23 protein-coding genes are annotated in these 22,180 nt (G+C 60.6%); 5 read left to right on the top strand and 18 right to left on the bottom strand.

What is annotated here, in order from left to right; genetic code table 11:
- Window positions 1-31: 31 nt before the first annotated feature.
- From lpxB to CO670_RS27975, 14 genes are all read right to left on the bottom strand, one after another.
- Window positions 32-1,201 (bottom strand): lipid-A-disaccharide synthase, encoded by a 1,170-nt coding sequence (gene lpxB / locus CO670_RS28040; RefSeq protein WP_097593234.1) that lies wholly within the window; start codon window positions 1,199-1,201, stop codon window positions 32-34.
- Window positions 1,198-2,079: an LpxI family protein gene (locus tag CO670_RS28035; protein ID WP_097593233.1), complete on the bottom strand. Its 882-nt coding sequence runs from the start codon at window positions 2,077-2,079 to the stop codon at window positions 1,198-1,200. The genes lpxB and CO670_RS28035 overlap by 4 nt, the downstream gene beginning before the upstream one ends.
- Before the next feature lie 3 nt (window positions 2,080-2,082).
- On the bottom strand, window positions 2,083-2,901 hold the full coding sequence (gene lpxA / locus CO670_RS28030; protein ID WP_097593231.1) for an acyl-ACP--UDP-N-acetylglucosamine O-acyltransferase: 819 nt from the start codon (window positions 2,899-2,901) through the stop codon (window positions 2,083-2,085).
- Window positions 2,898-3,365, bottom strand: a complete 468-nt coding sequence (fabZ, locus tag CO670_RS28025) for a 3-hydroxyacyl-ACP dehydratase FabZ (protein WP_097593230.1) — start codon at window positions 3,363-3,365, stop codon at window positions 2,898-2,900. Before fabZ ends, lpxA begins: the two co-directional genes overlap by 4 nt.
- Window positions 3,358-4,422: a UDP-3-O-(3-hydroxymyristoyl)glucosamine N-acyltransferase gene (gene lpxD / locus CO670_RS28020; protein WP_097593229.1), complete on the bottom strand. Its 1,065-nt coding sequence runs from the start codon at window positions 4,420-4,422 to the stop codon at window positions 3,358-3,360. The genes fabZ and lpxD overlap by 8 nt, the downstream gene beginning before the upstream one ends.
- A gap of 50 nt (window positions 4,423-4,472) precedes the next feature.
- Window positions 4,473-6,806, bottom strand: coding sequence for an outer membrane protein assembly factor BamA (gene bamA / locus CO670_RS28015; RefSeq protein WP_097593228.1), 2,334 nt, complete (start codon window positions 6,804-6,806; stop codon window positions 4,473-4,475).
- A 196-nt stretch (window positions 6,807-7,002) separates the two neighbouring features.
- Entirely contained in the window at window positions 7,003-8,136 is a 1,134-nt protein-coding gene (gene rseP / locus CO670_RS28010; protein WP_097593227.1) for an RIP metalloprotease RseP, read from the bottom strand.
- 28 nt (window positions 8,137-8,164) lie between these two features.
- A complete protein-coding gene (locus tag CO670_RS28005; RefSeq protein ID WP_097593225.1) occupies window positions 8,165-8,995 on the bottom strand; it encodes a phosphatidate cytidylyltransferase in 831 nt (276 codons plus the stop codon).
- Window positions 8,995-9,738 carry an isoprenyl transferase gene (locus tag CO670_RS28000; protein ID WP_097593224.1) on the bottom strand — a complete coding sequence of 248 codons (744 nt, stop codon included), beginning with the start codon at window positions 9,736-9,738 and terminating at the stop codon, window positions 8,995-8,997. The genes CO670_RS28005 and CO670_RS28000 overlap by 1 nt, the downstream gene beginning before the upstream one ends.
- Window positions 9,739-9,775: 37 nt before the next feature.
- Entirely contained in the window at window positions 9,776-10,336 is a 561-nt protein-coding gene (gene frr, locus CO670_RS27995; protein WP_039619546.1) for a ribosome recycling factor, read from the bottom strand.
- A gap of 161 nt (window positions 10,337-10,497) precedes the next feature.
- A complete protein-coding gene (gene pyrH, locus CO670_RS27990) occupies window positions 10,498-11,220 on the bottom strand; it encodes a UMP kinase (protein ID WP_088674143.1) in 723 nt (240 codons plus the stop codon).
- 95 nt (window positions 11,221-11,315) lie between these two features.
- Window positions 11,316-12,242 (bottom strand): translation elongation factor Ts, encoded by a 927-nt coding sequence (tsf, locus tag CO670_RS27985; protein WP_097593223.1) that lies wholly within the window; start codon window positions 12,240-12,242, stop codon window positions 11,316-11,318.
- A 240-nt stretch (window positions 12,243-12,482) separates the two neighbouring features.
- Window positions 12,483-13,250: a 30S ribosomal protein S2 gene (gene rpsB, locus CO670_RS27980; RefSeq protein ID WP_008526906.1), complete on the bottom strand. Its 768-nt coding sequence runs from the start codon at window positions 13,248-13,250 to the stop codon at window positions 12,483-12,485.
- Window positions 13,251-13,553: 303 nt separating this feature from the next.
- The gene (locus tag CO670_RS27975) at window positions 13,554-14,390 is read right to left on the bottom strand and encodes a cell envelope integrity EipB family protein (protein ID WP_088674146.1); all 837 of its coding nucleotides are present in this window, start codon (window positions 14,388-14,390) and stop codon (window positions 13,554-13,556) included.
- 136 nt (window positions 14,391-14,526) lie between these two features.
- Here CO670_RS27975 and CO670_RS27970 point away from each other — a divergent pair, with 136 nt between their 5' ends.
- The 5 genes from CO670_RS27970 to aac(6') all read left to right on the top strand — a co-directional run bounded on the left by CO670_RS27970 (window position 14,527) and on the right by aac(6') (window position 17,995).
- Entirely contained in the window at window positions 14,527-14,997 is a 471-nt protein-coding gene (locus CO670_RS27970; RefSeq protein ID WP_097593222.1) for a RidA family protein, read from the top strand.
- Entirely contained in the window at window positions 14,994-15,713 is a 720-nt protein-coding gene (locus CO670_RS27965; protein WP_097593221.1) for a glycerophosphodiester phosphodiesterase, read from the top strand. Before CO670_RS27970 ends, CO670_RS27965 begins: the two co-directional genes overlap by 4 nt.
- Window positions 15,714-15,790: 77 nt before the next feature.
- The gene (locus tag CO670_RS27960; protein ID WP_097593219.1) at window positions 15,791-16,981 is read left to right on the top strand and encodes a GNAT family N-acetyltransferase; all 1,191 of its coding nucleotides are present in this window, start codon (window positions 15,791-15,793) and stop codon (window positions 16,979-16,981) included.
- 54 nt (window positions 16,982-17,035) lie between these two features.
- Window positions 17,036-17,467, top strand: a complete 432-nt coding sequence (locus CO670_RS27955) for an HIT family protein (RefSeq protein WP_097593218.1) — start codon at window positions 17,036-17,038, stop codon at window positions 17,465-17,467.
- A gap of 75 nt (window positions 17,468-17,542) precedes the next feature.
- Window positions 17,543-17,995, top strand: a complete 453-nt coding sequence (gene aac(6'), locus CO670_RS27950; protein ID WP_097593217.1) for an aminoglycoside 6'-N-acetyltransferase — start codon at window positions 17,543-17,545, stop codon at window positions 17,993-17,995.
- A gap of 79 nt (window positions 17,996-18,074) precedes the next feature.
- Here aac(6') and clpA read toward each other — a convergent pair whose 3' ends face one another.
- The 4 genes from clpA to CO670_RS27930 form a co-directional block, all read right to left on the bottom strand.
- The gene (gene clpA / locus CO670_RS27945; RefSeq protein ID WP_097593215.1) at window positions 18,075-20,564 is read right to left on the bottom strand and encodes an ATP-dependent Clp protease ATP-binding subunit ClpA; all 2,490 of its coding nucleotides are present in this window, start codon (window positions 20,562-20,564) and stop codon (window positions 18,075-18,077) included.
- A 10-nt stretch (window positions 20,565-20,574) separates the two neighbouring features.
- Window positions 20,575-20,928: an ATP-dependent Clp protease adapter ClpS gene (clpS, locus tag CO670_RS27940; RefSeq protein ID WP_008526939.1), complete on the bottom strand. Its 354-nt coding sequence runs from the start codon at window positions 20,926-20,928 to the stop codon at window positions 20,575-20,577.
- Window positions 20,929-21,205: 277 nt separating this feature from the next.
- Window positions 21,206-21,583 (bottom strand): phasin family protein, encoded by a 378-nt coding sequence (locus tag CO670_RS27935; RefSeq protein ID WP_097593214.1) that lies wholly within the window; start codon window positions 21,581-21,583, stop codon window positions 21,206-21,208.
- A gap of 274 nt (window positions 21,584-21,857) precedes the next feature.
- On the bottom strand, window positions 21,858-22,061 hold the full coding sequence (locus CO670_RS27930) for a DUF3126 family protein (RefSeq protein ID WP_008526943.1): 204 nt from the start codon (window positions 22,059-22,061) through the stop codon (window positions 21,858-21,860).
- Window positions 22,062-22,180 lie beyond the last annotated feature (119 nt).

Genomic DNA, 22,180 nt, shown 5'->3' with positions numbered 1-22,180 from the left:
CCAATAAACCGTCCAACTTTACGGGGTCAGTTCAGAGATGGCCGGGTTTTTTATTGGCGAGAACATCGAGCAATATCTGCGCCGCGTGCTCTCCCGGCGGTCTTTCCGTCTGCATCCGCTGCCAGATGAACTCGTAGCCGTCCTTCATCGCCTTGAGCTGATAGGTGTCGGCCGAGAGCCTTTCCATCCAGCGTGCAAGGCTTGCGCCGCGAACGATATCGTTCAGATATTCCGGTACCACCGCATAATCGGCAATCAGATTCGGCAGCGCGCCGGTCCAGGTTTTGATACTCGATGTCAGCATGCGCATGATCCAATCGACCTTATAGGCGGAAACGACAGGAACATCGGCAAGCGCCAGTTCGAGTATGACAGTTCCGGACGCCGCCATGGCCGCATCGGCTTCAGCAAAGGCCTTCCATTTCGCTTCCGCGCCGACGACAATCTCCGGCTTTACAGCCCATCCGGCCGTCATTTCCCGGACAAGCGCTTGCTTGTGCGTCACCGTCGGCAGAATGAAGCGCATCGGCCCGTTGCGGGCAGCAAGCTCGTTTGCGGCAGCCTCGAAATAGGGCAGAAGCTTCTTTATTTCGGAGGAACGCGAGCCCGGTAGAAGCAGGATCGTGCCGTTGCCGGGCTGCCTGCCGGCGCGCAGGCGCCTGGTTTCCAGCAGCGCAGGATCGGCAGTCAGGCGGTGCCCGACATAGGTCGTTGCCGGTCCGCCGAGCGCGCGCATGACCGCCGGCTCAAAGGGCAATATGGCGAGCACGTGGTCGACATAGCCGAGCATGCGCGTCGCGCGATATTCCTTCCAGGCCCAGACGCTCGGACAGACATAATTGACGACAGGCAGATCCGGCAGCGCGGTGCGGACGCGCTTGGCGACGCGATGGCTGAAATCCGGGCTGTCGATGATGAGCAGAATATCCGGCTTCGCGGCGACGATTGCCGCTGTGGTTTGCCGGATCAGGGTAAACAGCCTTGGCAGCCGGCTCAGCACCTGGGTGATGCCCATGATCGACAGCTCGGAGAAATCGAACAGGGATTTCAAGCCCTCGGCCTGCAGCCCCTCGCCGCCGACGCCGACGAGTTCCACCGGTCCGCCATGAATACGCTTCAGGGCGGCGATGAGATCGGCGCCGAGCAGGTCCCCGGAGACTTCGCCGGCAATGACGGCGACCTTGAGCGGCGTCCCGGTCATCCAAGCCCCCCTGCCGGCAAGCCGCGGTCGATGCCGCAGACGAACAACCCGGCTTCATCGGCGGCCTTGATGACGGCAGCGCGATCGAGCACCAGAGAGCGGCCGGCCTCTACGGCGATGCCGCCAAGGCCGGCTTTTTTTGCGTTGAGAATCGTGGAGATCCCGATCGCCGGCAGGTCGGCGCGGATATCCTGCTGCGGCTTGCAGAGCTTGACGAGCGCACCGCGGCGGCGCGGCGAGATGCGGCCGGCGGCTCTAAGATCGGCGACCCGTTCCAGCATCCCGTCCGTGCCCTCGAGGCCCTCCAATGCGACGATGCGGCCGCCGATGCTTATAGCGCCCTGCCCGACATCGAGCCTTCCGAGCATCTCGGCGGCTTCGGCCGCGCGGGCGATATCGCGCCGGTCCTCCTCGGACGGTGTCACCGCACCAAGCGGGCCGACGGAGGCAAGCAGATCCGGGGCGATCTCATGGGCGCCGACGACGCGCCGGCCGTTTCCCTCGATCAGTCGGATTACCATCTGAAGAACGGTATCGTCACCGCCGGAGAGCAGCGTGCGGATGGTGGCCGGCACCTTCATCAGGATGCGCAGCGTGGGGCGCACCTCGCGCCATTCCGGCCGGCGGCGAACGCTGCCGGACATGACGACGCGGCCGACGCCGTAGCGATTGAAGAGACTGTCGAGGGCCGCGAAATCGCCGATGCCGATGACGGCGTGATCATAGCCTTCCCAGCGGCGGTCGCTTTCATCCTTCAGCGCCACGATGACGGGATTTTCGCCGGCCGCACGGGCGGCTTCGGCGACATAGGAAGGCAGAAGGCCGCCGCCGGCGATGATCGCCAGCCGGCCCGCCGCGGTGTCGCCGGATAAAGCCACGCGCTAGCCCTTCTGTCCCCGGGTCGGCGAGGACAGGGCGCGATCGCTATCGGCAGCGATGAAATCGAGGATCTGCATCACCTGCTCGCAATCGGCATATTCCTCGCGGATAGCGGCGGCATTTTCACGGACGGAGGCCGTTCCTTCGAAGATCGCCTTATAGGCGCGGCGCACCCTGTGGATGACGGCGCGGTCGATGCCAGCGCGCGTCATGCCGACGACGTTGAGACCGCTCAGCAGGCCGGGATTGCCGTTCAGCATACCATAGGGGATGACATCGTAGCTCACCGCCGACAGGCCGCCGACGAAGGCCTGCCGGCCGACGCGGGTGAACTGGTGAACCGCCGAGCCGCCGCCCAGGATGACGCGATCCTCGATGACGACATGGCCGGCGAGCATGACGTTGTTCGACATGATCACGTTGTTGCCGACATGGCAGTCATGCGCAACGTGGGAGTTGGCGAGGAAAAGATTGTTGTCGCCAACGGTCGTCTTGCCGCCAAAATCGGCCGTGCCGGTGTTCATCGTCACGCCTTCACGGATCGTGCAATTGGCGCCGACCGTCAGCGTCGTCTCCTCGCCGCCATGATGCACGCTCTGCGGATCGCCGCCGACGACGGCCATCGGGAAGATGCGCGTACCCTTGCCGATCACGGTGCGGCCGGTGACGACCGCATGCGCCAGAAGCTCGACATTCGCATGCAGGACGACATGCGGCCCGACATGGCAGAAAGGACCGATTTTGACGCCCTCACCGATGACAGCCCCGTCTTCGACGACGGCCATCGGATGAATACGGGCGCTTTCGGCGATATTGCTCATGCCTGATCCTTACGAACGATCATCGCGCCGATATCGGCTTCGGCGACAAGCGCGCCGTCGACCTTGGCGTCGCAATGGAATTTCCAGATATTGCCGCGCTGCTTGTGCTTCTTGACGTGGAACTCGACGCGGTCGCCGGGCACGACGGGCTTACGGAAGCGCGCATTTTCAATGGTCATGAAGTAGACGAGATTGCCGGTCTGACCTTCCTTCTTGGCGCAGATGGCGCCTGCCGTCTGAGCCATGCCCTCGATCAGCAGAACCCCAGGCATGATCGGCGCTTCCGGAAAATGGCCGGTGAAATGCGGTTCGTTCACCGTGACGTTCTTGATGCCGATCGCCGTGTTGTCGCCGTCGATCTCGATGATCTTGTCGACCATGAGAAACGGGTAACGATGCGGCAGCAGCTTCATGATCTCGGTGATATCAGCCGAAGAAAGCGTCGTCGTGGCTTCCTCAGTCATCTTGCTTGCCTCCAGGGTTCTTTCCACGCAACTTGGACTTCGACACCTGTTGCGCGGCCTCTCTCAGATAGTCTTTTAGCGGACGTGCCGGTACACCGCCATATTGCCCGCCGGCGGCAAGGTCAGTCATGATACCGCTTTTGGCAGCGATCTGCACGCCGTCCCCGATGGTCACATGCCCCTTGATGCCGGCCTGGCCGCCGATCTGCACGCCATTGCCGATCTTGGTGCTGCCGGCGATGCCGACCTGCGCGACGATGGCGCAATGGCGGCCCATCTGGACGTTGTGGCCGATCTGCACCTGATTGTCGATCTTGGTGCCCTCGCCGATCACCGTGTCGTCCATGGCGCCGCGGTCGATGGTGGTATTGGCGCCGATCTCGACATTATCCTGGATGATCACCCGGCCGATCTGGACGATCTTGATCATGCCGCGCGGGCCCGGCGCATAACCGAAACCATCCTGGCCGATGCGGACGCCGTTGTGGATGATGACGCCGTTGCCGATCAGCGCACAGAGAACGCTCGCACCGGCCGCGATCGAACAATCCCGGCCGATCTTGACGTTCGGGCCGATGACGCTGTTGGCGCCGATGCGCGTTCCTTCGCCGATTTCGGCATGTGCGCCGATCACGGCCAAAGGCTCGACGATCACGCCCTTTTCAAGCTTGGCGCTCGGATCGATCACCGCGCTCGGCGCGATCTCGCTTTCACCCGGAATGGCGACCGGACGCAATGCGGCGGGATAGAACAGACCGCCCGCCATCGCGAAGGCCGCATGCGGATTGGACGACAGGATAATCGGAAGGTGCGGGGGAACGAGATCGGCGAGCGCCTTGTCGCAGATCACCGCCGAGGCCTCGCATGTCGCAAATTCCTCGCGGCTGCGGCGCGACAGAATATAGCAAACATCGCCCGCCCGCGCCCTGCTGATCGGGGCCACGGACCTGACGATGACGTCTGCATGATCGGAATTGGCAAGTTCCGCCCCAAGAAACTCTGCAAGCTCAGCGAGCCTCAGACCTTCATGGGGCAGAAAAAAAACGTTTTGCTCCATCGGCAATGCTCCAGAACGGAATTGAGTCTTACAGTTCCGGACTGCCGATATCAGAATTGGTTGTTGATGCCAAACTTGAAGTTCTGCGTCTTGTCGAAGTCTTCCTTGAGGACCGGGATTGCGTAATCCAGACGCAATGCACCGAAGGGAGACTGCCAGACGACGCCGACACCGACGGAAGCGCGCAGCGACGCGCTGGTGCCTTCAGCCTGGTCGGCACCAAGAAGATCTACGTCATTGCCGAACAGCGTACCGGCATCGGCGAAGACTGCACCGCGCAGGTTGAAGTCACGCGGGAAGCCCGGCATCGGGAAAGTCGCTTCCGCAGACGCCGTGAAATAGGTCGTGCCGCCGAGCGGATCATCGTGCGTGCCGGTGATCCGCGGACCGATACCCTTGTTTTCAAAGCCGCGAATATCGGCATTGGTCAGGGTGAACTGGTCGAAGACGTTCAGGTTATCGCCGAAGCCGACGACATAGCCCGCCGAAGCGGAGAGCGAGCCGATGATATCGGCATCGTCTGCGAGCAGGTGGTAATAACGCGCCTTGCCGTAAATCTTGTAGAACTGGGAGTCGCCGCCGAGGCCGGCAATTTCCTGGGTCGCCGTCGCGTAAATGCCTTCACGCGGCAGGACGGTGTCGTCAAGCGTGTTGTAGGTCAGCGTCTGCGAGACGGAAGAACGCGTCCACGGGCTCTCGTCAACCAGATTGGCGTACGTGGCCGAAAGATCGGCGGTATCGCCATCGTACTTCATCTGCTTGTAGTTATAGCGGAAGGTCGTCGCCAGATCCTCGGTGATCGGCGCGGTTACGCGCAGGACGACACTGGTTTCCTCGTAGTCGTAGTCATCGTTGCTCGACGTTTCGCTGTGGTTGACGTCGAAGCCGGCCGCCAGACGGTAGCCGAGGAAATAGGGTTCGGTGAAGCTGACACCGTAGGCGCGCGAGCCTTCCTGGCCGCCACCGGCCGAGATGCGGATGTACTGGCCACGGCCGAGGAAGTTCTTTTCCTCGATCGATGCTTCGAGCAGGAGACCATCACCACCGGCGGCATAACCTGCACCGACGCCGAACGAACCGGTCGACTGATCCTGCACATCAACGACGACCACGACGCGATCCGGCGAGCTGCCAGGCTGCGTGGAGATGTTGACGGAGGAGAAGTAACCGAGCGCTTCGAGGCGACGCTTGGCCTTGGTGATCATCTGCTGATTGAAGGCATCGCCTTCGCTCATGTCGAATTCGCGGCGGATGACGTAATCGCGGGTGCGGCTGTTGCCGCGGATTTCGATGCGCTCGACATAGGCGCGCTCACCCTGGTCGACCAGGTACTCGACGCCGATCGTGTTGTTGTTCAGGTCGCGGTTGCCGCGCGGCGTGACGCGCGCAAAGGGATAACCGGCAGAGGCCACCTGATCGGAGATGGCTTCGATCGACTTCTGCACTTCCTTGGCGCTGTAGAGCTGGCCTTCCTTCGTGCGCACGAGCGGCTGCAGCTGATCGGAGCCGACGCCTTCGACGGTCGACTGGACGGTCACCGGTCCGAAATCGTAGCGCTGGCCTTCCTCGATGTTGAAGGTCAGGGTGTATTTGTTGGTCGCTTCGTCGAAGGTGGCATCGGAAGAGACGATGCGCATATCGGCGTAGCCGCGGTTGAAATAGAACTGACGCAGCGCTTCTTCGTCGGCGTGGAGCTTGTCTTCGTTGTAGACGTCCTTGCGGGTCAGGAACGAAAGGAAGTTCGAACGCTTGGTCTGGATGACGGCAGCCAGGCGGCCGGCGCTGTAGGCATTGTTGCCGACGAAATTGATCGCATCGATCTTGGTGCGGTCACCTTCGTTGATGACGAAGGCAAGATTGACGCGGCCCTCGCCGAGCGGCACCACCTGCGTCGTCACTTCGACTTCGCTGCGGCCGGTGGCCGCGTAGGCATCCTTGATCGACTGGATGTCGGACTGGATCTGGGTGTCGCTGTAGGGGCCGGCGGCATGCGTCTGGACGATCGTCGCGAGCTTGTCGTCCTTGATCTTGCGGTTGCCGTTGAAGACGACCTGATTGACGAGCTGGGCTTCCTGGACGTTGACGACGAGCGTGCTTCCGGAAACCGAGATCTTGACGTCGGAGAAGTAGCCGGTGCCATAGAGCTGCTTGACCGAGTCATCGATATCGGTGTTCGAGAAACTCTTGCCGGGAGCGATGGTGAGGTTCGAGCGGACGGCTTCCGCGCCGACGCGGCTTGCACCGCGCACATCGATGCGCTGGATAACCGCGGCCTCAGCGGCCGTAGCAGAAACGAACGTCACAGCACCTGCGCCCGAAGCAACAACACCAGCAGACAGCGCAACCGCCGATACTGCGTTCAAAAACTTTGAACCAGCCTTCATTTCACCTATTACCTTTTTTCCCTCGTCCCCGTCCACGGGAAACCCCGATTCCGGTCACGTGTGTCGTTTTACCCGCTTTTGACATACAAGCAAGGGAGGTCGTTAATTTCTGTTTACTTCATTTCCAAGCGTGACCCATTCGCCACTACAGCCTTGAAACATCGTAAATAAATAGTAATTCCCTCGCCTTGCGCGTTTATCCTATCAGCGCGCTAATGTCGTTCCAGGTCGCAAAAACCATCAATGTCAGTACCATCGCCAAACCGATGCGAAATGCAATTTCCTGAGCACCGGAGCCCAGGGGTTTCCCCCTCACCGCTTCCACCGCATAGAACATCAGGTGGCCGCCATCAAGTACCGGAACCGGCATCAGGTTAAGCAATCCTATCGAAACAGAAAGCACGGCAGCAAGCTGCAACACTGCGCCTATACCAAGCGTGGCCATCTGGCCCGAAGCTTGTGCGACGCGGATCGGCCCGCCCAGTTGGTCGGCCCGCATCGATCCGGTCAACAGATTGCCGATATATTTGAAGGTGCCGGTGACGATATCCCGGGTCTGGATCACGCCCTCGCGCAGCGCCTGAAGCGGCGTATAAGTCTGCAGGCGGAAATGGCCGACTTCCTGGTTGGTGACGATGCCGATCAGGCCCACTTCGATCTTGTTGCCGAACTGGTCGGTCATATCGGTCCGTTGCGGCACCATCGGCAGATCGAGTGTCTGGCCGCCGCGATCGATCGTCACGACGATCTTCTGGTTCGGGCGGATGCTGACGTAGCGGCGCACGTCGTCGAAGGTCTCGACCTTGCCGCCGTCAATGGCAACCAGCAGATCGCCGGGGAGGATGCCCGCTGATGCGGCGGCGCTGTCCGGCTTGACCTCGGCCACGACAGGATCAGCGACCGTTCGGCCATAGACCGCGAAAAGAACGGTAAAGATGGCAATCGCCAGCAGAAAATTGGCGATCGGGCCGGCCGCGACGGTTGCCGCACGTTTCCACAGCTTTGCGCCGGCGAAGGAACGTGCCCTATCCTCCTCGGACATGGCGGCGAGCTTGTCGGTATCGGGCTTGCTCGAGGCATCCTCATCGCCGAAGAATCGGACATAACCGCCGAGAGGAATCACCGAAATCTTCCAGCGTGTTCCGTGCCGATCGGTAAAGCCGAATATCTCGGGGCCGAAGCCGACCGAAAAGGCGAGGATGCGGATACCGCTCCAGCGCCCGACGAGATAGTGGCCCATCTCATGCACGAAGACGAGCAGCGAGAGCACGAGGATGAAAGGGACGATATAACCCGTCAAAAATCCGAATATGCCGGTCACCGCTTCCATGAGTTCCTTCCGTCAGGCTGCCGCTTCATCACAGGCCGAACAACGCCGCACCAAGCGACGTCATCCCATTCCCCTTTATCAGGGAAAATAGCCCAGCAAGCAAGAACGCCGAAAAACAGGCAAAAATCAGCCCGTCGACCCGGTCCATGACGCCGCCGTGGCCTGGAATGAGACGGCTGGAATCCTTGACGCCGAATTTTCGCTTGATGAAGGATTCGAAAAGGTCGCCCGACTGGCTGCAGACCGACAGAACCAGCGCCACGCCGGCAGCGATGATTTCAGCGCCGGGAACAAGAAAATGGACGAGAAGAACGCCGGCCGCGACCGCTGAAACGGCGCCGCCGATGGCGCCAGACCATGTCTTTCCAGGCGAGATCGAGGGGGCAAGCTTCGGTCCGCGAAGCGCCCTGCCGACGAAATAGGCAAGGATATCGGTGGCCCAGACGACGGCGAAGACGAAGAGCATGGCGTAGAGCCCCGGCTGATCGTCGCTCCTGATCGCGGCGAGCGCCACGCCGGTCGCCCCGGCATAAAACAGGCCTACCGGAAACCAGCGGCTCGTGCCGTGCAGGATGATGAGGGCGATACCGACGGCGGTGACGCCGACCAGCATGCCGGTGGCGAATTCGAAATTGCCGACGAGCACGAGAAAGGCGATTGCCGCCTCGCCGATCCAGCCGACGGCATTGGCGACCCAGTCACGCGCGATGCCGGTTATTTTCGTCCATTCATAATAGATCAGCAGGCCGATCACGGCCGCCAGGATGCGGAAGGCAAGACCACCGTACCAGGTGGCGGCAAGAACGACGGCCGCGAGAATCAGTCCTGAAACGATGCGGAGTTTCAGTTCCTGCTGCATCAGGTGCCGACCGCAGCTGCTTGCGACGACACGCCGCCGAAACGCCTGTCGCGGGAGGCGAATTTCTCGAGCGCCGAGCGGAAAATCTCAGGGCTGAAGTCCGGCCAATATTCCGGAAGGAAGACGAATTCCGAATAGGCGGCCTGCCAGAGCAGGAAATTGGACAGCCTCTCCTCGCCGCTCGTGCGGATGATGAGATCGGGATCAGGAATACCCGCCGTGTCCAGACGGGCATTGATCAGAGCGGGGGTAATGTCCTGCGCCCTCAGCCGGCCGGCCTCGACATCCTTGGCAAGACCAACCACGGCGCGGGAAATCTCATCCCGGGAGCCATAGTTGAAGGCGATGACCAGCGTCAGCGCCGTATTCTCCTTGGTCGTCTCCTCCGCCTCCAGCAGCAGGCCGAGAATGTCGCTGCGCAGGCTGTGACGGTCACCGATTACCTTGACCCGCACATTCTGGCGATGAAGTTCGGCGAGGTCGCGGCGGATGAAGGCTTTGAGCAGGCCGAGCAGATCCGAGACCTCAGCCTCGGGCCGGCGCCAGTTCTCCGAAGAGAAGGCGAAGAGAGTCAGATATTTTATGCCGGCGGCACCGGCGGCGCGCACCGTCTCGCGCACCGCTTCAACACCCTTTCGATGGCCCATCGTGCGCGGCAGGCCGCGCTGCTTGGCCCAACGACCATTGCCGTCCATGATGATGGCAACATGCTCTGGCACAGTCACAAATACAGATTCCGACATTTCCCGTCCGGTCTTTCCAGGCAAAGGCACAGATCCCTTAGACCTGCATGATTTCCTTTTCCTTCTCGCCAAGCAAGCGGTCGATCTCGGAAATCGTCTCGTCCGTCATCTTCTGTACGCGTTCGGACTGCGCCCTGCTCTCGTCCTGACCGATTGCGCCGTCCTTCTCGGCCTTTTTAAGGCCGTCCATGCCATCGCGGCGGACATGGCGAATCGCCACCTTGCTCTTTTCGGCGTAATCGTGAGCCACCTTGACGAGCGACTTGCGGCGCTCCTCGTTGAGTTCCGGCAGCGGGATGCGCAGGCTTTGACCGTCGACGATCGGGTTGAGGCCGAGATTGGACTCGCGGATTCCGCGCTCGACGGCGCTGACCATCGACTTGTCCCACACGGAAACCGTGAGCATGCGCGGTTCGGGCACGGTGATGTTTGCGACCTGGTTCAGCGGCACGCGCGAACCATAGGCCTCGATCGTCACCGGATCGAGGATGTTGGCCGAAGCGCGGCCGGTGCGCAACGATGCGATGTCGCTTTTGAATGCGGAAACCGCGCCATCCATGCGGCGCTTCAGTTCCTTGATGTCGATACCTTCACTCATGTCGATGCTCCCGTCCAGAGCATGATGCCGAAAGGTGTCCGCGGCTTTCGGACGGCATCATGCTCTAACTATCAAATGTAGAACATGAATCACATTTTAGACCAACCGGCCTGAAACCATCATGCTCTAGCGAGACTGCGCCGAACACGGCGCAACTTATATCAGTTGTCGGAGACGATGGTCTTGAGACCACCGCCCGTCAATATTTCAGCAAAACCGCCTTTCTCGTGGATCGAGAAGACGATGATCGGAATGGAATTCTCTCTGGCGAGCGCCACGGCGGCAACGTCCATCACCGCGAGCCCCTTGTCCAGCACTTCCTGATGCGTCAGGCGGTCGAAGCGGGTGGCGTCGGGATATTTCTTCGGATCGGCGGTGTAGATGCCGTCCACCTGCGTGCCCTTGAAGATCGCTTGCGCACCCATTTCGGCGGCGCGTAGCGCAGCGGCGGAATCGGTGGTGAAGAACGGGTTGCCGGTGCCGCCGGCAAAAATCACCACGCGTCCCATCGACAGATGATAGAGGGTCGCGCGCTGCGAAAAGCTCTCGCAGATCTCCGGCATGGAGATGGCCGAAAGCACCACCGTATCGATGTTCAGCTTGCGCAGCGACGTCGCGAGCGCCAGTGCATTGATGATGGTGCCGAGCATGCCCATATGGTCGCCGGTGACCCGGTCGCCGCCCTTGGACGCCACCGCAACACCGCGGAAGATATTGCCGCCACCGACGACGACGCCGACTTCCACGCCCATATGCCTTGCCTCGGCGATATCAGATGCGATGCGGTCCGCCACCGCGACATCGATCCCGAAACCCTGGCTACCCATGAGCGCTTCGCCGGAAGCCTTGAGCAGAACGCGTTTATAGACAGGCTCTAAAGACATCTTGGCTCCTCGTAAATTGCCGTGAATGCCCGATACACGAAGGGCACCGCGTTGTCACGCGATGCCCTGGCGTTTTCCCAATAATGGCTGGAAGATCAGCCCTTGACGGCAGCCGCGACTTCGGCTGCGAAATCGGTCTCTTCCTTCTCGACGCCTTCGCCGAGGAGAAGACGGGCCATGCCGGCGACTTCGATCGGTGCGCCGACGGCCTTTTCAGCTTCCTTGATGGCGGCTGCGACGGTCAGGTCGGGGTTGATGACGAAAGACTGCGAGAGAAGAGCAACTTCCTCGAAGAACTTGCGCATGCGGCCTTCGACCATCTTCTCGATGATGTTGTCCGGCTTGCCGGAAGCGCGCGACTGCTCGATGAAGACGTTGCGCTCGCGCTCGGCGACGGCGGCATCGACTTCCTCCGGACGGATCGCCAGCGGCGCGGTCGCGGCGATGTGCATGGCGACCTGGCGGCCAATAGCGTTCAGGGCTTCCTTGTCGCCGGTCGACTTCAGGGCGACGAGTACGCCGAGCTTGCCGAGGCCGTCGGAAACGGCATTGTGGATATAGGTGGCGACGACGCCGTCCTCGACGGAAAGCGCGGCCGAGCGGCGCAGATTCATGTTTTCGCCGATCGTTGCAACCGCATCCTTGATCGTGTCGGAAACGGACTTGCCGGATGCCGGATAGGTCGCGGCAGCGATGGCGTCGACGGTGCCGTCAGTCGCAACGGCGACCTTGGCGACGCCGCGGACGAGATCCTGGAAGGCGTCGTTGCGGGCGACGAAGTCGGTTTCGGAGTTGACTTCGACGACGACGGCCTTGGTGCCGGCGCTCGAAACGCCGATGAGGCCTTCTGCGGCGGTGCGGCCGGACTTCTTGTCGGCCTTGGCGATGCCCTTGGCGCGCAGCCAGTCGATCGCCGCTTCCATGTCGCCATTGGTTTCAGCAAGAGCTTTCTTGCAGTCCATCATGCCTGCGCCGGTCTTCTCGCGCAGTTCCTTCACCATTGCAGCCGTAATCTCGCTCATTAGCTTCCTCTTGTCGGTTCACACGGTGGGCCGCTAAGCGCGGCGCGGCACCGGATTGACGCACGAAATGTACCTGTATGTATGACAGCGTGATGAAGACGCGTCATAACGAAACTTATCGGGCAAAGCGCCTGGAGCCCTCGCCCTGAAACAGGCAAGGCCGCCGAACTTCGATGAGTCGCGAGCGGCCTTCCCCAATCCCTAAAAGCTTTGGCGGAACTTTCGCTCCGCCTACTTTGATCAGCCTTCGGCTGCTTCTTCGAGAGCCGGCTCGACCGGAACTTCGGAGGAGGCGCCGAGATCGCGGCCGGACGAGCTCTGCTGACGCGCGATGCCGTCGATGGCGGCGCGGGAGATCAGCTCGCAGTAAAGAGCGATCGCACGCGATGCGTCGTCGTTGCCCGGGATCGGATAGTCGATCAGGTCAGGATCGCAGTTCGAATCGATGATAGCGACAACCGGGATGCCGAGGCGCTTGGCTTCGTCGATTGCGATCTTTTCCTTGTTGGTGTCGATGATGAACATCAGGTCGGGGGTGCCGCCCATGTCGCGGATACCGCCGAGAGCCTTGTCGAGCTTTTCACGCTCGCGCTCGAGGTTCAGACGTTCCTTCTTGGTGAAGCCCTGGGCTTCGCCGCCGAGGATCTCATCGAGCTTGCGCAGGCGCTGGATCGAGTTGGAGATCGTCTTCCAGTTCGTCATCATGCCGCCGAGCCAGCGCGAGTTGACGTAGTACTGGGCCGAACGCTTGGCGCTGTCGGCGATGATCTCCGACGCCTGGCGCTTGGTGCCGACGAAGAGAACGCGGCCGCCGCGAGCAACGGTGTCGCTGACGACCTGAAGGGCGCGCGACAGCATCGGAACGGTCTGGGCCAGGTCGATGATGTGAATGTTGTTACGGTCGCCGAAGATGTACGGCTTCATCTTCGGGTTCCAGCGGTGCGTCTGGTGGCCGAAGTGAACGCCTGCTTCAAGAAGCTGGCGCATAGAAAAATCAGGCAATGCCATGCCTTTATACTCCTTTTCCGGTTGAACCTCCGCAAGGCGAACAGCATCCTCTTCGAGGACGCCACCGGCGGAACAGCCCGGATTTCTCCCGGACGATCCCATGCCTTACGTGTGGAATGCCGGTGCCCATACATTCCGTTCGGCATAAATGCAAGCAAAACATTCCGTTTGGAATATTATACTAGGAAAGCGCCCCGCATTCGCCCACGCGCCCGTCACGCAAAATGGGAATATGACGAATGCAGGAAAGATCCGGCGCCGCGAATGCCGCTGCGAGATGGATCTATGACAGCCGCAGACGGCTCAGTTGCAGGCTTCGGCCTTGCGGTCGAGCAGCTCGAGCTTGGCGAGCTTTCCCGTCAGGACGAAATCGCCGTAATCCATGGTCAGATCGCGGGTAATGCCGTTCTCATAAAGCTTGAAGGACATGCGGTAGACCGGCACCGCATCGGTTTTGGCATTTTCGTTGAAATAGGCGATCGTCACCGGCCAGAAGGCGGCCTTCGAGAAGGCGCCGGCATTGCCGGCATCGGCCTCGTCGGTCACCGGTGTTTCCTGCTTGCCGACGATCGTCGTCGTCACCAGCGACTTATCGCCGTCATCGGAGCCATCGAAGACGCGGGCTTCGAAGAAGCGTTTACCGTCCTTGGCATTCTGGATCACATCCAGCATATGTTCCGTGGGAAAGCGGCTTTCGGCCAGCTGCAGCTCGCGGCTCGCCGGCTGCTTCAGATCGACCTTGACTCCATCCGGCCGATCTTCGGCCGCGCCGTTGACCTCCTTGTCGAGCTGCTGGTCGGTGAAGGACTTGGTGTCGAAGGTGAATTTGCCGTCCTTCAGGTTCTCGAAGGTCTTCGTCTGCTGGTCGCTGACACGCACGCTGTCGCCCGTATCGATCTGCGTCACGAAGCGGAAATTGGTGGTAAAGCCCTGGCAATAGTTGCCGTCGAATTCATAGACCATCCGGCCGTACATGGCAGCGATGCCCGAGCGGTCCGAGGCGTCCTTCAGTTCCAGATCATAGACGGCGCGATGGGCGACGAGGCCGGTCGCAATCGCCGCGCTCGCCGCAGGCGCGCCCGCCCATGCATTGGCGGAAACGCTGGCGAGAAGCAGAGCGGCAAGCGACGATCGGAACATTCATTCACTCCTATTGGACTCGGCCGCAATGTTATATGTACTCTTTCGGCCAAATCGAGGCTCGAAGCTGCCATATTAAAGATTCTAGTCTTGATGCATAATTTTTGAAACATTGACAACAAAAGCGGAGACGAAAATGTCCGATGAAATTGCAGCGCGCCTGAGTGAGATGGGGATAACCCTGCCCGAAGCCGCAGCCCCTGCCGCAAACTACGTTCCCTATGTCATCAGCGGCAATCTTCTCTACATCTCCGGACAGCTGCCGCTCGAAGGCGGCAAGGTCGCCGTATCCGGCCATCTCGGCAAGACGGTCGACGTTGCGAGCGGCCAGCGCGCCGCCGAACTCTGCGCCATCAACATCCTTGCCCAGGCGAAGGCCGCGCTCGGCGGCGATCTCGGCCGCATCCGGCGCGTCATCAAGCTGAACGGCTTCGTCGCCTCGGCGCCTGATTTCGTCGAGCAGCATCTCGTCATCAACGGCGCTTCGAACCTGATTGCCGGCGTACTCGGCGAGGCCGGCAAACATGCGCGCGCCGCCGTCGGCATGGCGGCCCTGCCGCTGAACGCCGCCGTCGAGATCGATGCTATCATGGAAATCGTAGAATGACGAATGCAGACTGGATCAAGGACGTGCCGGTCGCCCATCGCGGCTATCACGACCTCAATAAGCTCGTCTGGGAAAATACGCTTTCGGCCTTCTCGCGTGCCGTCGACGCCGGCTTTGCGATCGAATGCGACCTGCACTACGCCTCAGACGGCGTGCCGATCATTTTCCACGACGAGGATCTGAAGCGCCTTTGCAATCTCAACGGCGACATTCGCGAGCGCACCTCCAGGGAACTCGGGCTGATCGCCATCGGCGGCACGGCAGACAAGGTGCCGACGCTCAGCCAGCTTCTCGATCTCGTCCAGGGGAAAGTGCCGCTGGTGCTGGAACTCAAGGGCCGCGAGGCCGATGACGAGGGATTTGCCGAATCCGTGCTCGAAGTGCTTCAGAACTACGAGGGCAAGGTCGCGCTGATGAGCTTCGATCACTGGCTGCTGCGCGATCTGAAGGCGCTCGAGGCACCCTACCCGCTCGGACTGACGGCCAACGGCAATACGCCGGAGGAGATCAAGACGCATGCCGCGGCAATGGAGATCGGTCTCGATTTCATCTCCTTCTACTATGGCGACCTGCCGAACGCCTTCATCACAGGCGAACGCGGGAAGGGCATTCCCGTGATCACCTGGACGGTGCGCGACGAAGAGGCACGCCGGCGCACCTTCGCAAGCGCCGATCAGATGACGTTCGAGGGCTTCGACCCGCGTGTGGCGGTTTGACGCTCGCTTTTTGGCCAAGATCATGCGCAGACTGAGGCAGAGCCGAACCATCTCCCCACAGGCTTCGCATTTGCCCCATGACCGATGAACTATCCATTCGTGTAGAACGCTCCTTCACCGCGATTTCCCCGGAGAGCTGGTCCAGGCTTTCCGGGGCGTCGAAGGCTCGCAGCACGCCTGGCTACAACCCCTTCGTTTCTCACGCCTTTTTGTCGTCGCTGGAAGAATCCGGTTCGGCCACTGCCGAAACCGGCTGGCTCGGCCACCATCTGCTGCTCGAGACCGATCGCGGCGAACTGATCGGCGCCCTGCCCGGCTACCTCAAGAGCCACAGCCAGGGCGAATATGTCTTCGACCATGGCTGGGCCGACGCCTTCGAGCGGGCCGGCGGGCGGTATTATCCCAAGCTTCAGTGCTCGATCCCGTTCACGCCGGCGACCGGGCCTCGCCTTCTCGTCGCCGAGGGGCTGCAGCGGCTGCCGATCCAGAGCGCGATCGCCGAAAGCCTGAAAGAGGTCGTGCGCCGGCTCGGCGTCTCCTCCGCCCATGTCACCTTCGTGCCTGATGACGAGATCGGCGTCTTCGAGATGGACGGCTATCTGCACCGCACCGATCAGCAGTTCCATTTCATCAATGACGGCTATGCCAATCACGAGGAATTTCTCGAAACGCTTGCCTCGCGCAAACGCAAGGCCTTGCGCAAGGAGCGCCGCGCCGCGCTCGAAAACGGCATCAGCATCGACTGGCTGACCGGGAAAGACCTGACGGAAGGCATCTGGGACCAGTTCTTCAAATTCTACATGGATACCGGCGGCCGCAAATGGGGCCGGCCCTACCTCACCCGCAAGTTCTATTCGCTGATCGGCGAGCGCATGGCCGACGACATCCTGCTCGTCATGGCCAAGCGCGACGGGCGTTACATCGCCGGCGCGATCAACTTCATCGGCGGCGAGACGCTCTACGGCCGCCACTGGGGCTGCATCGAGGATCATCCCTTCCTGCATTTCGAGGTCTGCTACCACCAGGCGATCGACTTCGCCCTTTCGAAAGGGCTGAAGCGGGTCGAGGCCGGCGCGCAGGGCGAACACAAGCTCGCCCGTGGTTACCTGCCGGTGACGACGCATTCCGCCCATTATGTCGCCCATGCCGGCCTTCGCCGGGCGATTGGCGACTATCTCGCGCGCGAGCGGGCCGATGTCGAACATATGGGCGATGTGCTGAGCGAGCACAGCCCCTTCCGCAAGGGCGAGCGCCTGCAGGAGGATTGACGCGGCCCCGCCGGCCGCGCTACCCGATCAACCAGAAAACGAGGAGATTTCGCGATGACCAGATCGGCCGCCTATGACGACAACAACATCTTCGCCAAGATCCTGCGCGGAGAGATCCCCTCGCACCGTATCTATGAAGATGAGCATACGGTCGCTTTCATGGATGTGATGCCGCAGGCGCCGGGCCATGTGCTCGTCGTTCCGAAGGCGCCTTCCCGCAATATCCTCGACGCCGATCCCGCCACCCTCGCCCATGCTATCACCGTCGTCCAAAAGGTCGCCAATGCGGTCCAGGAGGTCTTTGACGCCGACGGCGTGTTTATCGCCCAGTTCAACGAGCCGGCCGCCGGGCAGACGGTGTTCCACCTGCATTTCCACGTCATCCCTCGCCATGAGGGCGTGGCGCTCAAGCCGCATTCCGGCAAGATGGAGGACGGCGCCATGCTCGCCGCCAATGCCGAAAAGATCAGGGCGGCGCTGGCGTAAGGCCGATTGTCGCCTCACAAAAAGCATTCTGCGCATCCGCCTTTCACGATTTTTGCGGCAAGAAGGAACCGCAATATGGGATCGGTTATCGAGATTGGGACTATAAAAGATGTCGAGCCATGGGCGCAGCTTCGCGTTGCTCTATGGCCGCATCACTCGCTTGAAGATCATCGGGCCGAGTTGAGCCAGGCGTTTCTTTCAGAAAATGAAGAAGCCATCGCGTTCATCGCTCGCAATGCCGCGAATGAAGCTGTCGGGTTTGCCGAGGCCACTTTGCGACATGATTATGTGAATGGATGCAGCAGCTCGCCCGTTCTATTCCTCGAAGGGATTTATGTCCGGCCCATCGACAGGCGAAAGGGCATCGCACGATTGCTTTGCAATGCCGTTGCCGATTGGGGGAAGTCGCTTGGGTGTGTTGAGTTTGGCTCAGACGCGCTGCTTGAGAATTCCGCCAGCCGTGCGATGCATGCCGCTTTAGGATTTGAGGAGACACAGCGCGTCGTGTTCTTCCGAAAACGACTATAGGCCGGTGTTGCCCTTCCGCGAAACTCACGGGCAGTTAAGGGCCGGGGAAACCCGGCCCTTTCCAATTCGGTGACGTATCTCACTTCTTGCGCGGAACCTTCGGAACCGCGCTTCCTTTTTTCGGAGCGTCGCGAACCTCCGGCTCGGCCCGCGGGACGGTCTTGGCGCGCGTCTTGCGAGCCGTCTTCGTCTTCAGCTCGCCGTCGTCCTCATCGTCGGCTTCGGGATGCACGACTTCGGCCTCCGGCTTCGGCTTGATCGGGGCCGTATCCGGTATGGCCTCCAGCACGATGCCGGGCTTGCCGTCTTCCTTCGGACCGACGGTGACGTTGACGACGCCACCCTTCTTCAGCTTGCCGAAGAGGATTTCGTTGGCAAGCGGCTTCTTGATGGTGTCCTGGATGACGCGGGCAAGCGGGCGGGCGCCCATCTTCTCGTCGTAACCTTTGTCGGACAGCCAGGCGATCGCATCCTCGTGCAGGTCGAAGGTAACGTTCCTTTCGGAAAGCTGGGCCTCCAGCTGCATGATGAACTTCTGCACGACCTTGTGAATGACAGCCGTCGGCAGCGCCGCGAAGGGAATGATCGCGTCGAGACGGTTGCGGAACTCCGGCGTGAAGAGGCGGGTCAGCGCTTCCTCGTCCTCGCCGGTGCGCTTGGACGAACCGAAGCCGATCGCGGCCTTGGCCATTTCGGACGCGCCCGCGTTCGTCGTCATGATCAGGATGACGTTGCGGAAGTCGATCTTCTTGCCGTTATGGTCGGTCAGCGTGCCGTGGTCCATGACCTGCAGCAGGATGTTGTAGATGTCGGGATGCGCCTTCTCGATTTCGTCGAGCAGGACCACGCAATGCGGATGCTGATCGACGCCATCTGTGAGAAGACCCCCCTGGTCGAAGCCGACATAGCCGGGAGGTGCGCCGAGCAGACGGGAAACCGTGTGCCGCTCCATATATTCCGACATGTCGAAGCGCAGGAGCTCGACGCCGAGCGACGAAGCCAGCTGCTTTGCCACCTCAGTCTTGCCCACACCGGTCGGGCCGGAGAAGACATAGGCGCCGATCGGCTTGTTCGGCTCGCGCAGACCGGCACGCGCCAGCTTGATCGAGGTCGAAAGGGCTTCGATCGCGATATCCTGGCCGTAGACGACCGAGCGCAGTTCCTGCTCGAGATTGGCAAGCACCGCTTCGTCGTCCTTGGAGACGGTCTTCGGCGGGATGCGCGCCATCGTCGCGATCGTCGCCTCGATCTCCTTTTCGGTAATCAGCTTGCGGCGCTTGGAGGGCGGCAGCAGCATCTGGGCCGCACCCGTTTCGTCGATCACGTCGATCGCCTTGTCGGGCAGCTTGCGGTCGGAGATATAACGAGCCGACAACTCGACGGCCGACTTGATGGCATCGTTCGAGTAGCGCAGATGGTGATATTCTTCGAAATAGGGCTTCAGACCCTTCATGATCTCGATCGCATCATTGATCGACGGTTCGCTGACGTCGATCTTCTGGAAGCGACGGACCAGCGCCCGGTCCTTCTCGAAGAACTGACGGTATTCCTTGTAGGTGGTCGAACCGATGCAGCGGATCGCACCCGACGACAGGGCCGGCTTCAAGAGGTTCGATGCATCCATCGCACCGCCTGAGGTGGCGCCGGCGCCGATTACCGTATGGATTTCGTCGATGAAGAGCACGGCGCCCGGATATTCTTCCAGTTCCTTGACAACCTGCTTCAGGCGCTCTTCGAAATCGCCGCGGTAGCGCGTGCCGGCAAGCAGCGTGCCCATGTCTAGCGAGAAGATCGTCGCATCGGCGAGCGCTTCGGGAACCTTGCCTTCGACGATGCGCTTGGCGAGGCCTTCGGCGATCGCCGTCTTGCCGACGCCGGGATCACCGACGTAGAGCGGATTGTTCTTCGAACGGCGGCACAGGATCTGGATGGTGCGGCTCACCTCGGCGTGACGGCCGATCAGCGGGTCGATCTTGCCGCCCTTGGCCTTCTCGTTGAGATTGACGCAATAGGCCTTGAGCGCATCCTGCTGTTTCTTGGGGCCGCCCTCTTCCTCGCCGCCGCGTGCTGTCGGCTTGCTTTCCGATTCCTCCTCGGCGCCGCGCGGCGGACGCGATTCCGAAGCGCCTGGCCGCTTGCCGATGCCGTGGGAGATATAGTTGACCGCATCGTAGCGGGTCATCTCCTGCTCCTGCAGGAAATAGGCGGCATGGCTCTCGCGCTCGGCAAAGATCGCGACGAGCACGTTGGCGCCGGTCACTTCCTCGCGGCCGGAAGACTGCACATGGATGACGGCGCGCTGGATGACGCGCTGGAAACCGGAGGTCGGCTTCGAATCCTCGTCATATCCGGTGATCAGGTTGGAAAGTTCGTTATCGACATATTCGACGAGCGTCTTGCGCAGCGCGTCGAGATCGACATTGCAGGCACCCATGACCGCGGCCGCATCGGCATCGTCGATCAGGGCAAGCAGCAGATGCTCGAGCGTGGCATATTCATGATGCCGCTCGTTGGCAAAGGTCAGTGCCTGATGGAGCGCCTTCTCTAAGCTAGGCGAAAATGTTGGCACGTTCAGATCCTCACTTCTTTTCCATGACGCATTGCAGCGGATGCTGGTGCTGCCGGGCGAAGTCCATCACCTGGCTGACCTTCGTTTCCGCTACCTCGTATGTGAATATTCCGCATTCGCCGACGCCGTGGTTGTGGACATGGAGCATGATGCGGGTGGCACTTTCACGATCCTTCTGAAAAAAACGCTCCAGAATATGAATGACGAATTCCATGGGAGTGTAGTCGTCATTCAAAAGCAGTACGCGGTAGAGGTTGGGCTTCTTGGTCTTCGGCTTGGTGCGCGTGATGACCGAGGTTCCGCGATTTCCGTTGTCCCCGTTCCTTTCGCTGTCGTTCTGCATCCGGATCGGCTTTGCGATCATTGTCATTCATTCCTCGATCAATCCGGCAGAGCATGGGAGGGTGCTTTTCCCGCCGAATATCTGAAACACTAACTTAGTTCATAATGGGCCGATTTTAAGCCCCCTGTCAGACACTGCAATCAAGAAATGCCGGCATGCACGGGAAAGACTAAAAAAGTCCCCGGCCGATCTCAGGCGGACGCAGCAATGAAAGTGGAAACAAAAAAAGACCGGCTACAGATGCGTAGCCGGTCTTCGTTTTTCAATATGTAGCGGAGGTTGCGCTACCGAATTTACATCATGCTGCGGCGGGTGTCGCCGGCTGCGGCGATTTCGGCGACTTGACGGCGGTAGCCGCAGCAGCGATCGGCGCCTCGTAAGGCTTGTAAGCGGATTTCGCGAGATCGGCATACATTTCGCCGAGCTTCGTCGTTTCGGAGACGAAGTTCTCATAGGCGGACTTGACGTAGCTTGTCTGCAATTCGAAAGCGGCCTCGAAGCTCTTGGCGCCGGCCAGCGTTTCGAAATGCGTCACCGCGTCCTGAAAGGACTTCTTCGAATATTCGGCGGCTTCGGCGGCGATCGCCTGAAAGCCCCTCGCCGTGTCGGAATAGGTTCTCAGCGCCGTATCGACGGCTTCCTTGCTCTTCCTGTTGGCATCGTCAAAGTTGAACATGACCGTCCTCCGTGGGGCTGTTGGGGTGGCGGCAGGGTAGCTGCAATGCACAAATAGTCAAGTAGTCTTGTGCGATGCAAAACATCTAATGGTTGCATTACAATTATAAAACAAAGCCTGCGCGCCGGGGCACGTACGTCTTTAATTGATTTTGCTAATATATATCAGAATGCCACAACCGGAGGCTTTAAATAAATTTTGACTCAGCGGCGAAAAAACGAAAAAAGGCCGAGCGGATCGCGCCGCCCGGCCCTCTTGAAGCTTTCGAACGCGATTAAAGATCGACGTCGAGAATGGCCATCGAAAAGTTGTAGGAGCGGTCACCGTCCTCGTCATCGACGTAGACGACGCCCAGAAATTCTTCGCCGAGATAAACTTCCGCAGAATCATTCTTGCGCGGACGCGCCTTGACGACGATCTGCGGGTTGAGCGTACGTTTGAAATAGGCGTCGAGCTTCTTGATTTCTTCTGGCTTCACTCTGTCATCTCCGTAAGCGGTCTTGATTGGCCGCTTCTTGCACAGGAAAAGCAGCGGTGTAAAGGCAAGGTTGCCACTTGGCGTAGCCTGTCCCCGCCCGGTTCCCGCCGACTTCCTAT

This window comes from Rhizobium sp. J15, from assembly GCF_002531825.1.
In the GTDB taxonomy this organism is placed as follows: domain Bacteria; phylum Pseudomonadota; class Alphaproteobacteria; order Rhizobiales; family Rhizobiaceae; genus Rhizobium.
Note: the sequence above shows the minus strand (reverse complement) of the source record. Positions and strands in the feature narration are given on the sequence as shown.

Bases quoted from the DNA above. Each gene is read 5' to 3' on its own strand.
- frr (WP_039619546.1), bottom strand. From the start codon at position 10,336: ATGAGTGAAGGTATCGACATCAAGGAACTGAAGCGCCGCATGGATGGC.
- CO670_RS27960 (WP_097593219.1), top strand. From the start codon at position 15,791: ATGACCGATGAACTATCCATTCGTGTAGAACGCTCCTTCACCGCGATT.
- bamA (WP_097593228.1), bottom strand. From the start codon at position 6,806: ATGAAGGCTGGTTCAAAGTTTTTGAACGCAGTATCGGCGGTTGCGCTG.
- rpsB (WP_008526906.1), bottom strand. From the start codon at position 13,250: ATGGCATTGCCTGATTTTTCTATGCGCCAGCTTCTTGAAGCAGGCGTT.
- CO670_RS28005 (WP_097593225.1), bottom strand. From the start codon at position 8,995: ATGCAGCAGGAACTGAAACTCCGCATCGTTTCAGGACTGATTCTCGCG.
- CO670_RS27965 (WP_097593221.1), top strand. From the start codon at position 14,994: ATGACGAATGCAGACTGGATCAAGGACGTGCCGGTCGCCCATCGCGGC.
- clpS (WP_008526939.1), bottom strand. From the start codon at position 20,928: ATGATCGCAAAGCCGATCCGGATGCAGAACGACAGCGAAAGGAACGGG.
- lpxD (WP_097593229.1), bottom strand. From the start codon at position 4,422: ATGGAGCAAAACGTTTTTTTTCTGCCCCATGAAGGTCTGAGGCTCGCT.
- pyrH (WP_088674143.1), bottom strand. From the start codon at position 11,220: ATGTCTTTAGAGCCTGTCTATAAACGCGTTCTGCTCAAGGCTTCCGGC.
- lpxB (WP_097593234.1), bottom strand. From the start codon at position 1,201: ATGACCGGGACGCCGCTCAAGGTCGCCGTCATTGCCGGCGAAGTCTCC.
- fabZ (WP_097593230.1), bottom strand. From the start codon at position 3,365: ATGACTGAGGAAGCCACGACGACGCTTTCTTCGGCTGATATCACCGAG.
- CO670_RS27975 (WP_088674146.1), bottom strand. From the start codon at position 14,390: ATGTTCCGATCGTCGCTTGCCGCTCTGCTTCTCGCCAGCGTTTCCGCC.
- tsf (WP_097593223.1), bottom strand. From the start codon at position 12,242: ATGAGCGAGATTACGGCTGCAATGGTGAAGGAACTGCGCGAGAAGACC.
- CO670_RS27970 (WP_097593222.1), top strand. From the start codon at position 14,527: ATGTCCGATGAAATTGCAGCGCGCCTGAGTGAGATGGGGATAACCCTG.
- lpxA (WP_097593231.1), bottom strand. From the start codon at position 2,901: ATGAGCAATATCGCCGAAAGCGCCCGTATTCATCCGATGGCCGTCGTC.
- CO670_RS27935 (WP_097593214.1), bottom strand. From the start codon at position 21,583: ATGTTCAACTTTGACGATGCCAACAGGAAGAGCAAGGAAGCCGTCGAT.
- CO670_RS27955 (WP_097593218.1), top strand. From the start codon at position 17,036: ATGACCAGATCGGCCGCCTATGACGACAACAACATCTTCGCCAAGATC.
- CO670_RS28000 (WP_097593224.1), bottom strand. From the start codon at position 9,738: ATGTCGGAATCTGTATTTGTGACTGTGCCAGAGCATGTTGCCATCATC.
- rseP (WP_097593227.1), bottom strand. From the start codon at position 8,136: ATGGAAGCGGTGACCGGCATATTCGGATTTTTGACGGGTTATATCGTC.